This is a genomic window from Mesorhizobium oxytropidicola (assembly GCF_056174625.1).
The window spans coordinates 6,699,683-6,712,893 of the sequence record NZ_CM149692.1 but is presented as its reverse complement, the minus strand read 5'-3'; the positions used below and the strand labels follow the sequence as shown (position 1 = coordinate 6,712,893).

The 13,211-nt window shown below is 65.2% G+C and carries 12 protein-coding genes; 7 read left to right on the top strand and 5 right to left on the bottom strand.

Going from position 1 to position 13,211, the window contains the following annotated elements:
• Both AC0V8S_RS33415 and AC0V8S_RS33410 read right to left on the bottom strand, forming a co-directional pair.
• The gene (locus AC0V8S_RS33415; protein ID WP_183456528.1) at positions 1-1,062 is read right to left on the bottom strand and encodes a maleylacetate reductase; all 1,062 of its coding nucleotides are present in this window, start codon (positions 1,060-1,062) and stop codon (positions 1-3) included.
• Entirely contained in the window at positions 1,059-1,922 is an 864-nt protein-coding gene (locus tag AC0V8S_RS33410) for a dioxygenase family protein (protein ID WP_183456530.1), read from the bottom strand. Before AC0V8S_RS33410 ends, AC0V8S_RS33415 begins: the two co-directional genes overlap by 4 nt.
• A 91-nt stretch (positions 1,923-2,013) precedes the next feature.
• Between AC0V8S_RS33410 and AC0V8S_RS33405 the strand changes: the two genes are divergently transcribed.
• Both AC0V8S_RS33405 and AC0V8S_RS33400 read left to right on the top strand, forming a co-directional pair.
• Complete coding sequence (locus AC0V8S_RS33405) at positions 2,014-2,964, top strand: LysR family transcriptional regulator (RefSeq protein ID WP_183456532.1); 951 nt, start codon at positions 2,014-2,016, stop codon at positions 2,962-2,964.
• 84 nt (positions 2,965-3,048) lie between these two features.
• Positions 3,049-4,176, top strand: a complete 1,128-nt coding sequence (locus AC0V8S_RS33400; RefSeq protein ID WP_475435830.1) for a serine hydrolase domain-containing protein — start codon at positions 3,049-3,051, stop codon at positions 4,174-4,176.
• 158 nt (positions 4,177-4,334) lie between these two features.
• Here the strand turns inward: AC0V8S_RS33400 and AC0V8S_RS33395 are convergent, their stop codons facing one another.
• Positions 4,335-4,967, bottom strand: a complete 633-nt coding sequence (locus AC0V8S_RS33395; protein WP_475435828.1) for a MarR family winged helix-turn-helix transcriptional regulator — start codon at positions 4,965-4,967, stop codon at positions 4,335-4,337.
• Positions 4,968-5,085: 118 nt separating this feature from the next.
• Here AC0V8S_RS33395 and AC0V8S_RS33390 point away from each other — a divergent pair, with 118 nt between their 5' ends.
• Positions 5,086-6,615, top strand: a complete 1,530-nt coding sequence (locus AC0V8S_RS33390; RefSeq protein WP_183456538.1) for an MDR family MFS transporter — start codon at positions 5,086-5,088, stop codon at positions 6,613-6,615.
• A 61-nt stretch (positions 6,616-6,676) separates the two neighbouring features.
• On the opposite strand, the gene AC0V8S_RS33385 is transcribed toward AC0V8S_RS33390, so the two are convergent.
• On the bottom strand, positions 6,677-7,477 hold the full coding sequence (locus AC0V8S_RS33385) for an IclR family transcriptional regulator (protein ID WP_183456540.1): 801 nt from the start codon (positions 7,475-7,477) through the stop codon (positions 6,677-6,679).
• 235 nt (positions 7,478-7,712) lie between these two features.
• Here AC0V8S_RS33385 and AC0V8S_RS33380 point away from each other — a divergent pair, with 235 nt between their 5' ends.
• From AC0V8S_RS33380 to AC0V8S_RS33365, 4 genes are read left to right on the top strand one after another with little or no spacing between them, the layout of a single operon-like run.
• Positions 7,713-8,765: a substrate-binding domain-containing protein gene (locus AC0V8S_RS33380; protein ID WP_475435825.1), complete on the top strand. Its 1,053-nt coding sequence runs from the start codon at positions 7,713-7,715 to the stop codon at positions 8,763-8,765.
• Between the two features lie 21 nt (positions 8,766-8,786).
• Positions 8,787-10,292: a sugar ABC transporter ATP-binding protein gene (locus AC0V8S_RS33375; protein ID WP_475435824.1), complete on the top strand. Its 1,506-nt coding sequence runs from the start codon at positions 8,787-8,789 to the stop codon at positions 10,290-10,292.
• Positions 10,289-11,254, top strand: coding sequence for an ABC transporter permease (locus tag AC0V8S_RS33370; RefSeq protein ID WP_183456545.1), 966 nt, complete (start codon positions 10,289-10,291; stop codon positions 11,252-11,254). The genes AC0V8S_RS33375 and AC0V8S_RS33370 overlap by 4 nt, the downstream gene beginning before the upstream one ends.
• Entirely contained in the window at positions 11,251-12,222 is a 972-nt protein-coding gene (locus AC0V8S_RS33365; RefSeq protein ID WP_475435823.1) for an ABC transporter permease, read from the top strand. The genes AC0V8S_RS33370 and AC0V8S_RS33365 overlap by 4 nt, the downstream gene beginning before the upstream one ends.
• Here AC0V8S_RS33365 and AC0V8S_RS33360 read toward each other — a convergent pair.
• Complete coding sequence (locus tag AC0V8S_RS33360) at positions 12,196-13,137, bottom strand: amidohydrolase family protein (RefSeq protein WP_475435821.1); 942 nt, start codon at positions 13,135-13,137, stop codon at positions 12,196-12,198. The two genes, AC0V8S_RS33365 and AC0V8S_RS33360, sit on opposite strands and share 27 nt — an antisense overlap.
• Between the last annotated feature and the right edge of the window lie 74 nt (positions 13,138-13,211).

Sequence of the window (13,211 nt, the reverse complement as noted above, 5' to 3'; positions counted from 1 at the left end):
TCAGTCCTGTGGTCGTCTTCCCTCCCACGCGTCCTGCAACAGGGCGCGGATTGCGGCGCGGTCGAAAGGCCGCGGGTTCCAGTACGGGTTCTTCGTCGCGATCTCGGCGGCGCGGTCGAGATCGGTCTGCTTGAGGCCGAGTTCCCTGAGTGTCAGCGGTGCGCCGACCGATCCGGCGAAAGCGTGCAGACCGCCGCCGACACCGCCGCCAAAGAGATTGGCAACAGGCTTGAGCAGGTCGGGCACGGCGACGGCGTTGAAGCCAATCGTATGCGGCAGCATCACCGCATGGGTCTCGGCATGCGGCATGTCGAAGGAGCCGCCCAGTGTGTGGCAGATCTTGTGATGCAGCGCCATGCCGACTGTGCCGAGCACGGTGCCGCACAGCCAGGCGCCGTAGAGCGCGTCGCCGCGGGCCTCGAGATTTTTTGGCTCTTTGATCAACACGGGAAGCGCTGCCTTGAGGGCGCGCAGCCCTTCGGTTGCCATCAGCGTCGAGATCGGGTTGCGATCCTGGGCGTAAAGCGCTTCCGCCGCATGCGCCATGGCATTGAGGCCGGAGGTGACGCTCATCGCGACCGGCAGCCCGATGGTCAGCTCGGGATCGTAGATCACCACTTCCGGCAGGATTTTCGCATCGCGCACCGTGGTCTTTTCGCCATGCTCGGTCTGGCCGAGGATAGGTGTCACTTCCGAGCCGGCATAGGTGGTCGGGATGACGATCTGCGGCAGGTCGGTACGCCAGGCGATCGCCTTGCCGAGACCGGTGGTCGAGCCGCCGCCAAGCGCGACGACGCAGTCGGCCTTGACCTCCGTTGCCTTGCGCATGGCCGCCTCGGTCACTTCGATAGGCGTGTGCATGGCCGCGCCTGAGAAAGTGCCGGCGGCCAGCGATCCAAGCCGCTTCGCCAGCGCCTCGCCATCGCCCGCCTGATGCGGCGTCGACAGCACCAGCGCACGTTTGCAGCCGAGCTTTTCGACCCAGGTGCCGACCTGCGAGGAGGCGCCATTGCCGAAGACGATGTGCGTCGGGCTGCCGGAATAGGTGAACGCTCTTGTCATGCCGCCCCCTTGCGCGCCATCGCCATGACGAAGCTGTAGTCGAGCGACCAGCGGTCGCCGGCGCTCGAGCGCTTGAAGTCGCCGACCAGTTCCGGCTTGACGCCGAACAGCGCGTCCTCGTCGAGGCGCGGATCGGCGCGATCGAACACTTGCGTGGTCAGTGTCTCGAAATTGTCGGCGCGGATCAGGAAGTGGATATGTGCAGGCCGGCTAAGCGGATAGTTCAGGCGGCCGAGCATCTGTCCGACAGGTCCATCGTCCGGCACGCCATAGCCGGCGGGTTTGACGGTGCGGTAGTGGAAGCGGCCGTCTCTGTCGGTGGTGAAGACGCCGCGCAGGTTGAACTCCGGCTGCAGGTCGGGCTGCTGGTTCTCGTAAAAACCTTGCGCGTTGGCTTGCCAGGTCTCGACCGTGGCCCCCGCTATCGGTATGCCGTCGAGATCTGTCACCCGCCCCGACACCGTGACCGGCACGCCGACGTGATCGAGCGAAATGTCGGCGCCGTGCGGCAGCTTTGGCGCATCGGGGCGATAGAAGGGCCCGCGCCCGGTGTTGGGCGTAGCGCCGTTCGGGCGACGGGAGTTGATGTCCTCGACCAGCGCGGTGACGCCGAGCAGGTCCGACAGCAGCACCCATTCCTGCCGCTTGTCGTCGCTGGCATGACCGATTTCGGTGAGGAAGGCGATGGTCTGGCGCCAGTCCGCCGCGGTCGGTCGGGTTTCCCTGACGATCTGATGGAGGTGGTCGACGACAACAGCGAGAAAACGCGGCAGCGGCCCGGCCTTCGCCTTGACTAGGCGCTGGGCGACCATCTCGGCAGAGTTGGCCTCGCTGAATGACGGGATGCCTAGATAGGACATGTTCCTCCCCGGTTTCATCTCACCGGGGAACATTAACGCGAGCCAAAGACAAAGATGATGATTTCTGCCCGATTTAATATACCATATTGGTATGAAGCTCGATGAGAGACATTTGATCCAGCTGGCAGCGGTGGTGCAGGCAGGCGGCGTCACCGAAGGCGCCGCGCTCATCGGCCTGTCCCAGCCGGCCGTGTCGCGCACGCTGTCGATGCTGGAAAAGCGGCTGGGCGAACCATTGTTCCTCAAAGGCCGCCGTCCGTTGCAGCCGACGCCGCTCGGCAAGGCGCTTGCCGATCACGGCCAGGTGATGCTGACGGCATCGCGCAAGGCCTCCGACATCGTCGCCAATTTCAGCCAGGGCCGCTCCGGTGTGGTGCGGGTTGGCGGCACGCCGTTTTTCATGGATGCGCTGATCTCCGGCATGATCGCCGACTTCCAGAATGCCTATCCGGATGTGCGTGTCGACCAGAGCTATGGCTATCTCTCCGACCTGCGCGCCGCCATCAACGCCGATCGCATCGACCTTGCCGTCTGTCCGATCGACATACTGGAGGAGGGGTCCGGCATGGAGTTCCGCGAGATCCTGCCCGGCCGCAATGTCGTTGCCTGCCGCGCGACGCATCCCCTGTTGCTGCGGCGCAAGCTCAGAACCAGTGACCTGCTCGACTATCCCTGGATCGCGCCACCGCCCGGCAGCCCGCTGCTGGAGGATCTGCGCAGCCTGCTTTTGTCGCTCGGCGCGACCGAGATCAAAATCCGCTATTCCGGGGGATCGCTAACCAGCGCCGTCAATTACATGAAGGAGACCGATGCGCTGACCGTGCTGCCGCACAGCGTGGTCTTTGCCTTTCGCAAGGACAAGTCGATCACGGCGCTACCTGTGGCCATTCCGCATCCGGAGCGGGCGCTCGGCCTGCTCCGGCGCGCCGACACGCCGCGCGCACCGGCCGTCGACGCCTTCGCCAGACACATCCGCCAGAGCTTCGACAACCTCAAGCACCTGATCAAGCGCCATGAACAGGCGGTGGTCTGGGGCATGTGAACTCCATTCGTGCTGTGCTAGCCGCTTGCTTCGGTGGCCTGGCCTGACGTAGGTCCTGAGATGATATTGGGTGAGAATTCGCGCATGAACATAGATGGTATCTGCGATCCGCGCTTTGCCGCCGTGCGCGAGGCATTCGCCGCGTGTTTTGCCGAAGGGCTGGAACATGGCGGTGGCATATCCGTCGTCGTCCACGGCAGGACCGTCATCGACCTGTGGGGCGGTCATGCCGATGCCGCGCGGACCCGCCCTTGGCGGCAGGACACGCTGATCAATGTCTGGTCATCCACCAAAGGCGTCGTGGCGCTGGCGATCGCCATGCTGGTGGAGCGCGGCAGACTGGATTATGCCGCACCCATTGCCCGCTACTGGCCGGAATTCGCGGCCGGCGGCAAGGAGCGCATCACGCTCGATCAGGTGATGTCGCACCAGGCCGGGCTGAATGGTCTTGCCGTGCCGATGGACGAGGCAGGATTGCTCGCGTGGACGCCTTTTGTCGACGCGCTTGCGGCCATGTCGCCATTATGGGAGCCCGGCAGCCGCTGTATCTATCACGCCCTGACCTATGGCCATCTCGCCGGTGAAGTGTTGCGCCGCGTCGACGGGCGAAGCATCGGCCGCTTCATCGCCGAAGAGATCGCGGGCCCGCTCGGAGCCGACTTTCATGTCGGTCTGCCGGACCGCGAGGATTCCAGGGTCGCCGAGATGATCGAAGGCCCCGGGGCTTCGGACTGGGTCGACTTTGTCCGCGCCTCGCCATTTCCCCACGCCAGCGACAATCCGGCGCCGCGTGCACTGGCCCCCAACGATCGCGTCTGGCGTGCCGCCGAGGTGCCGGGCGGCAATGGCCAGTCGACGGCGCATGCACTGGCGCGTATTTACGGCATGATGGCAGCAGGCGGGGTCTGGGAGGGCAAAGCTCTGATGGGTCGCGCGGCTGTCGAGGAAGCAACGCACCTGCGCTTTCGCGGCATGGACGACAGCTTCGCGGTTCCAACGGCCTTTTCCGCCGGCTATCAGATGGAGGATCCGGTCTATGCCGGCCGTGCGTCGCCGCAAACGTTCGGCCACACCGGCTGGGGCGGCGCCATCGGCTTTGCCGATCCCGGTGCCGGCGTCGGGTTCGGCTATGTCACCAACCGCATGCTGGGCTTTGACGATTTGGACCCACGCCGCAAGCTGTTGATCGACGCCGTTTACGACTCGCTTTGATCGTCCGAACAGGTCTTTGCGCATGCTTGGTGAAATTTAGCCGGATCGAACGCCTTTTCGAACGATGCAATGCATCGCACCACGTCATACCGGCGGCCAATTCATGGGTAACAGGTGTCGACTTGGCTATGGCGGGCGGTCGATACCCCCCGGCAGGCCTACACCGGTTCCGTCTCGTCCATCACCTGCTTGACGGCATCGGCCGCCCTGCGCATGCCATCCTCGTCGGTGGCCCAACCCGCGAAGCGTTCCAGCAAGGTGGCGAACGTCACTAGGTCCTGCTCGTCCCATTGCGCCAGTGCCCCGGCGAAAATCCGCCATTTGGTCTGGCGCACCGCCGTCACCAGGCGCTCGCTCCTGGCGGTGAGTTTGAGGCAAATGCGCCGGGCATCGAGTTGCGATGCGACGCGGAAGGCGTAGCCGCGCTCGACGAGATCGGCAGAGATGCGGCTGGCGCGGGAGGGGTCGATCCCCATGCGCTCGGCGATGATGCCGACCGTCACCTCGTCCTGCGGGGTGTCGCCGGCGCCCGCGCTGAGTGCGATAATCGCATCGAGATGGCTTACTTCCAGCGAGGGATCGATGCGGGCCAGGATCAGGCGACCGAAATCCCGGCGCTGGACGGAGCGGCGCACCTTGGCCATCACCGCATCGATGGCGGCGACGGCGTCGGCCGCCGCTTCGGACAGGCCACTGCCGCGCGCCAGATCCGCGAGGTCCTGATCGCCACGCGTTTGACACAGGGCGGAAAATCGGTCCGGTTTGCCAGTCTCGGTATCGTTGCTGCTCATATTAGAGCGCGCTAGCAAAAATATATGCTGATGTCAACTGTATGCTGATAGCATATATTTGATATTGACATATATCTGCCATGAGCACATAAACTGCGCCCAGCTTGCGGAGATAGCAATGACTCTCGACTCGACCCTTCCGGATGCGGCGCCCATAGAGACTGAAGCCAGACCCGACCTTACCACGCTGATCGTCTATTTCGGCGCGCTGATCGCCATGTTCATGGCCACCATCGACATGCAGATCGTCGTCACCGCCTTGCCCACCATTGCCGGCGAACTCGGCAATCTGCATCTGTTCGGTTGGGTCGGCGCCGCCTACCTGCTGTCGACCGCCGCCGTCTCGCCGTTCTACGGCAAGCTCGGCGATATGTATGGCCGCAAGAACGTGGTGCTGACGGCGATCACCTTGTTCCTGCTGGGTTCGCTGGTCTGCGGCATGGCTTGGTCGATGGAGAGCCTGATCGCCGCGCGTGTCCTGCAAGGTATCGGCGGCGGTGGCCTGATGGTCTCGGCCTTCGCCATGATCGGCGAATTGTTCGGGCCACGCGACCGCGCCAAATATCAAGGTTACAGTTCGGCGGTGTTCGCGCTGTCGTCGGTCCTCGGTCCCTTGGCCGGCGGCTATATCACCAGCCTGTTTGGCTGGCGCTGGGTGTTCCTGGTCAATCTGCCGATCGGCATTGTCGTGCTGGCGATCCTGGCATTCGCCATGCGCAGCCGGTTCAACGAGAAGCGGCACCGCATCGACTATCTCGGCGGCCTGCTGCTGGCCATCGGCACCACGGCAATCGTCTATTGGGGCTATCATGTGCTCGACCCTGCCGGGCCGGATTTGCTCACCTTCGCGCTGCCGGTCCTCGCGCTGGCGGCAATCGCCTCGTTCATCGTGGTCGAGCGGCGGGCCGAGGAGCCGATCGTGCCCTTGCGGCTGTTCGGCATCTCGACGGTGCGCATCGTCTCGGGAGTGTCGGTGGTCGCCGGATCGGTGACGCTCGGCATGTTCTTCTATTTCGCGCTCTACATGCAGACGCTGACGGGTCTCAGTCCGGCCGAGGTCGGCTTCCTGTTCCTGCCGGCGTCGTTGACCTCGATGGTCATCTCGATCGTGGCCGGGCGGGTGATTGCCGCGACCGGTCGCTACAAATGGATGCCGGTGGTGGCGATGGGGATTGGCGGGCTGCTGATGATCGGTTTTGTCTTCATCAATTCGCACACGCCGATCTGGGTGCTGGCGGTGATGATGGGCCTGTTCGGCATCAGCATGGGCCTGCAGTTCCAGGTGCTGATCGTGGCGATCCAGGCCGCGGCGCCGCTCAAGGACATCGGCGCAGTGACGTCGCTGATCACCCAGGCGCGGACGATCGGAGCGTCATTGGGACTGGCGCTGAACGGCGCGGTGATGACCTGGGCCCTGAACCGGCAGACTTCAGAGCTTCCGGCCGATGCCGCCGCGTTGTTGCCAGACGGCCTGACTGGGCTGAACCCGCATCTGGCGTCGAGCCTGCCGCCGACGATCCGCGACGTGGTCCTCGGCCACTATTCGAGTGGTTTCAACGTGATGTTCCTCTGGGTGGCGGCGCTCTACTTCGTCGCCATGGCGCTGACGCTTCTGCTCGAGGATATCCAGATCCCGAAGCGGGGCTGAGCCCGGCCACGGCGTCCTCAGCCCGGCAGGCTGAGGAGAGCCTGGCGCGACGGCGGCTCTCTCAGCTGTCGGTCAGCGACAGCGTGCGAGCGCGTTCGCGCAGCAGATCGAGCAACTGGTTGCGCCGCGGCTCGGGCGTGTCGATAGGCAGTACGAAGCACAGTGTCTTGTTGATGGCGCCGTGGCCATCGCGGATGGGCGCGGCCATGCACCAGGTGAAACGGTCGGCCAGAGCCGCGGTTTCGCTATAGCCTTGCTGGTGCGCCGTGGCGACATCGGCGAAGAACTCGGCCGGCGCGATGACGCGGCCGTCGGGCAGCGTGTAGTCACCGGGCGGGATGAAATCGCGCAGCTCCTGCTCGCTCATATGGCCGAGCAGCAGCCGCCCCGATGCCGTCCACGGGATCGGCACTTCGACGCCGACATCGCTCGAGATGCGGAAGGGGCCTGGCGAATCGCGGCAGTCGAGCACGACATATTTGTTGCCGCGCAGGCCGCACAGCTGGACGGTCTCGCCGGTCTCCACGGCCAGCCGGTCCAGCGTCTCGATGATGCGGCGGTAGTGGGCATTGTGATGCGAATAGGCCCAGCCGAACAGATGCATCGAGCGGCCGAAATAGACGTAGCCCTCCGTCCCGACATTTTCGAGCATTTCGGCCTCGAGCAGGCTGTTGACGATCTCGTAGGTGGTCGAGCGTGGTGCGCCGATCATCTTGGCGATATCGCCGACACGCATCGGCGCGCGGTGCTTCAGCAGCGCCTCGAGCAGCATGATGACGCGGTCGATGCCGCGCCGCCGCTCGCCGGGGCGCGCATCCTTGCCGGCATCCGTCTCGATCAAATCAGCCACGCCGTCGCTCATGTCAGCCGTCCAAAAATCATTTCGGCCCTCGTCTCAAGACGCTTGAAAGATGTCAAGGCTCAGTCTAGCATCCCTTTTGTCCGATATACAGACATAGTGTCTGAAATACCGGACAAATTAACGAGCCTGACGCAGAAAGTCCTGACGAAAAACAGACGGTTTCCGAGCCCGGCAACCGGCGGGTTTGCTCGTCCCGACCCCGCACGTCCGGACACAACCTCAGAAGGGAACAGTCATGATGAAATCGCCGTTTTTCGCATCCGCCAGCGCCCTTTGCCTCGGTCTCGTGCTGAGCCTGGGCGCGGGTTCGCAGGCCAATGCCGCCGCCAACTGCATCAAGGGCGACCGCAAGGCCCCCTATACGATCGGCTGGGCCAACATCTATTCGGTGCCGACCTGGATGAAGCAGACGCAGGGCACGATCGAAGCCGAGGTGGAGACGCTGAAGAAGCAGGGGCTGGTCGACAAGCTGGTCGTTACCGACGCCCAGGGCGATGCCAATGTGCAGATCCAGCAGATCCAGTCGATGATCGATTCCAATGTTGACGCCATCATCCTGATCGCCGGCTCGTCGACGGCGCCGGCGCGCGTGCTGGCTGACGCCTGCGCCAAGGGCATCGCCATCATCAATTTCGACAGCCTCGTCGACACCGACAAGGTGACCGCCAAGGTCAACACCGATTCCTCGCAGTGGGGCGATCAGGCGGCCAAGTTCCTGATCGACGCCATCGGCGGCAAGGGCAAGATCCTGATCCTCAATGGCCCGGCTGGCGTTTCGGTCAGCGATGACCGGCGCAAGGGTGCCGATGCCGAGCTGAAGGCCCATCCCGACGTGAAGGTGCTTGCCGAGACCAACACGCCCTACAATGTCGCGCCTGCCCAGGAAGCCGTGACCAGCCTGCTCTTCGCCAACCCCGAGATCGACGGCATTCTATCGCTTGGCGGCGCGCTGTCGGCCGGCGCGGTTCTGGCCCTCGACAAGCAGGGCCGCGAGCAGGTGCCGATCACCGGCGAGAACGCACGCCAGTTCCTCGAACTGTGGAAGGAAAAAGGCCTGAAGAGCTGGGCAACCATGCAGCCGAACTGGCTTGGCGCCTTCGCCACCTACACCGCCGTCCAGGCGCTGGAGGGCAAGGACGTGCCGGCCTTCGTCAAGATCCCGCTGCCGGTGATCGACAATTCCAACATCGACGAATATCTCGCCCGTGCGAAGGATTTCCCGGCTGACGGTTACATCTATTCGCCCTACGATGAGGAGCTGTTCAAGAAGCTGCTGGCCCAGAAATAAGCCGGAAGGGTTGTAGCGTTGATGACCACGGCTCCGCTGCTCGCGGCGCGGGGGGTGTCGAAGTCTTTCTTCGGCAACCCCGTCCTGCGCGACGTCTCCATCGCTCTCCAGCCGGGCCGCGTGCATGCGCTGCTCGGCGAGAACGGCGCGGGAAAGTCGACGCTGATCAACCTCTTGTCCGGGGCGTTGCGCCCGGATGGCGGGGCCGTCGAGGTCGAAGGGCGGGCGGTGTCGCGCATGACGCCGGCGCTTGCCCGGCAGGCGGGCATTGCCGTCGTGCAGCAGGAGCTCAGCCTGACGGCCAGCCTGTCGATTGCCGAAAACATCGGCCTCGGCGCCTATCCCAGGCGGCTCGGCCTGATCGACTACACCGCGCTTGCCGCCCGGGCCAGGGCGGCGTGCGAACTGGTTGGGCTGCATGAGCCGCTGTCGACGCCTGTCGGGCATCTGTCACTCGGCCGCCGGCAGATGGTCGAGATCGCCAAGGCGCTCTACCGCAAGCCACGCGTGCTCATCCTCGACGAACCCACCTCGTCGCTGTCGGCGACGGAGACGAAAATCCTGACCGACCTGCTGAAACGGCTGCGCGGCCAAGGCATCGCCATTCTCTACATCTCGCACCGGTTGAACGAGGTGATGGCGCTCTGCCAGCATGTCACCGTCCTCAAGGATGGCATCTGCACGGCGGACCGCTCGCTGGCGGGAACCGACGCCGCCGGGCTGGTGCGCCTGATGGTCGGCCGTGACCCCGGCGATCTCTTTCCGCAATGGCAGACTTCCAGGTCTCCGGCCGACGCCATCTCGGTCCGCAATTTTTCCGCGGGCCTGATGCGCGACGTCGATCTCGACGTCAGGACGGGCGAGGTGCTGGGCATTGGCGGCCTGGTCGGGCAGGGGCAGGAAGATCTGCTGCTCGGACTTTACGGCGCGATTCCGGCCAGGACCGCATCGGCGAGCGTCAATGGTGTCCCGGGGCTGCCCGGCGGCGTGCCGAAAGCCAATGCGCTTGGCCTTGCCTATGTGCCGGCCGATCGCAAGCGTGAAGGCCTGCACCTGATCCATCCCATCATCACCAACATGATGCTGCCCGCCTTCGCCAGACTGCCGGCACTGAAGCTGCGCAGCCGCCGGGCCGAGCGCGAGACGGCCAGAGGCCTTGCCGCCCAGCTCGGCATCAAGGGCGACCTCGCCCGAGCGGCACAGGCTCTCTCCGGCGGCAACCAGCAGAAGGTGGCGTTGGCGAAATGGATGCCGCACGACCCGCTCGTGCTTCTGCTAAACGACCCGACGCGCGGCGTCGATGTCGAGACCAAGCGCGAAATCTACCTGATGCTTCGCGCCTTCGCCGCCGCCGGCAAGGCCGTCGTGCTGCTCAGTTCCGACACGCCGGAACTGGTGCATCTGTGCGACCGCGTCGCGGTGGTGCGTGAGGGCCGTATCGTCGCCACGCTCGAGCGCGGGGCGCTGAGCGAGGAGACCATTGTTTCGGCGGCGATGGGCGCCGAGGACCGGAAGGTCGCGGCATGAGCACTGTTTCCCCCGCAAAGTCCGCCGGCGCCCTCTACTGGCCAGTGCAGATGCGCCGCAACATCGGCGTGCGCAGCCTGTTCATCGTCGTGCTGGCGTTTCTCGTTGCCTATGGTGTTCTGTTTCCGGGCCTGTTTTCGGCTTCCGGCTTCGCCAAATTCACCCAGAGCTGGTTCCCGCTGGCATTGGTCGCGATGGCGCAGGCGATCCTCATGCTCACCGGCGGCATCAGCCTGGCGATCGGCGCCACCGTCAGCCTTGGCGCGGTCATCGCCGCGACGACGATGGCCGGCCCGCTCGGCGTCGCGGGCGGCGCCGCCGCTGTGGCGCTGACCGGCCTCGGTATCGGCACGGCGACCGGCTTCATCGTCGTCAGGCTTCGCCTCCCGGCGATCGTTGTGACGCTTGCCGGTTCCTTCATCATAGGCGGCGCGGCACTGCTGGTCCTGCCCAGGCCGGGTGGTGCCATTCCGGCATGGCTGTCCGACCTGCTTGCCGGCAACACGCCCGCAGCCTTCGTGCTTTTGATGGCGATCGTCTTGCTGTGGAAGCTCTATCTCGCCACGCCGCTTGGGCTGAGCCTCTATGCCGCCGGCGAGAACCCGGTCGGCGCCTATCGCTCCGGCGTGCCGGTCGACGCCGCGCGCGTCGCTGCCTATGCGATCAGTGGCTTGCTCTCCACGGGCGCCGGCCTGTTTGTCGCCGCGCAGACGGGATCGGGAGATCCGGTCATCGGCACGGCTTTCACGCTGAACTCGATTGCCGCCGCCGTGCTCGGCGGCATCGGCTTCCTCGGCGGCCAGGGCACGATGCGTGGCGCGCTCGCCGGCAGCCTACTGCTCAGCCTGATGATCAGTGTCATGTTCTTCCTCGGCTTCACCCCGGTGGCGCAGTATGTCGCCCAGGGCCTCATCATCATCGGGGCGGTCGCCATCCCGCAATTCCGCAAGGTGCAGCAATGACGGCATGGAAAGACAGCGCGGGCGGTAAACGCGCCTTGACGATCCTGCGCAGCCGGCCGTTCCTGACCGTTCTCATCGTCGCCGCGGTCTGGATCGGGGCCAGCTTCGCTTCGCGCGGCTTCGGCGCCTACGGCCATCTGCGCTATCTGGTCGAGCTCGGCGCCGTCATCGGGCTGGTCGCGGCCGGCCAGACCTTTGTCGTGATCGCCGGCGGCATCGACCTTTCGGTCGCGGCGATCGTCACCGTCAGCGCCATCAGCCTGCCGCTGCTGTCATGGCAGGCCGATCCCACCGGGCTTGCCTCCGTCCTCGCTGTCCTTGTCCTGACCACTGTGATCGGTGCGGTCAATGGGCTCGGCGTGGCGTTGCTGCGCGTTCATCCGATGATCATGACGCTGGCCATGGCGACCTTCCTGCAGGGCCTGCTGATCATCATTGCCGGCGGCAGCGCCGTGACCGCTGAAAACCCGCTGGTGCACTGGCTTGGCAATGCGCGGCCGGCCGGCATTCCGGCCGGCATTGTCCTGTGGGTCATCGTCTCGGCGATTGTGCTGACGGTCATGCATGCGACGCCATTCGGCGCGCGCATTTTCGCCATGGGCGCCAATCCGCTCGCCGCTTCGCTGTCGGGGGTGCCGGTGGCTTCGACGACGCTCGCCGTCTACGGCATCAGCGGCTTCACCTCGGGCCTCGCGGGCGTGCTCGTGCTGGGCATGAACGGACAAGGCTATGTCGGGATCGGCGATCCCTATCTTCTGGCTTCGATCGCCGCCGTGGTGCTTGGCGGCACATCGATCCTCGGTGGGCTCGGCACCTATGCCGGCACCATCCCCGGCGCGGTCCTGCTGGTCACGATCACCGCGCTGATCACGGTCGTCAACGCATCGCCCGGCTGGCGCAGCATCCTGTTCGGATCACTGATCCTCGGCCTGCTGCTGCTCTCAGGCCGGGAGCAGGCCCGCCGATGACAATTCGTCCAGCCGGTAGATCCGTTTCGCATTGCCGAAGAACAGGGCTGCCTGCTCGTCTGTGGAAAGGTCCACCGCAATGGTCTTGAAGCCGTCGTATATGTCATCGAACGAAGCGTGCAGGCCGGCGACCGGAAAATCGCTGCCGAACATGGCGCGGTCGCTGCCGAAGCAGTCGATGCAATGCAGCACCACCGGCCGCAGGCTGTCGAGCGTCCAGTTGTGATCATAGGCGACCAGATCCGAAATCTTCACGGCGACGTTTTCGTGGCGCGCCAAGGCGCGCAGTCCTTCGCGCCAGCGCCGCATGCCATCGGCGTCGCGGTCGATCGGGCTGCCGCAATGGTTGAGGACGAATTGCTGGCCGGGAAACGCGGCCGCCAACTGGGCAGCATCGGCAAGCTGGCGCGGGAACACCATCAGGTCGAAGGCGAGTTGGTGAGCGCCGAGCAAGGCCAGGCCGGCGCGCCATGCCGGCTCGTCCATGATGCCGTCTCGGGCAGCGAAGCGCCGGGTAGGATCAGGGTCCCAGCTCAATATGTCGCGCACGCCGACGGTGCGATCGAAAGCGGCCTGCGCTTCGATCAGCGCCGGCGCCCCGGGGCTCGCCAGCGGCACGCGGACGACATAGCGGGCCGCCACGCCGCGCGATCTGTCGAGCGTTTCCAGCCAGCGCGTCTCGCCGACGCAATCGTCGCTCGCCCAGCCGGCTTCGACATGGACAGTGGCGACGACATCGTGCCTGGCCGCGTCGCGCGAATAGTCCTGCGGAAGATAGTTTCGGCGCAACGGGCCGAGTTCGCCCAGGCCACCGCGTTCGCCGGCGGTCGCCGCCAGCCACGGGTGCCGGCCAAGGTCGAGATCCCAGAGATGATGGTGGGCATCGACGATCGGTCCGGAATAGGGTTTTGGCACGGAAGTCTCTCATGGCATGACCGGGACGGGAAATCGGCCCGGCTGTCGTCTCGCGACGGCGAAAAGGGGTAGCA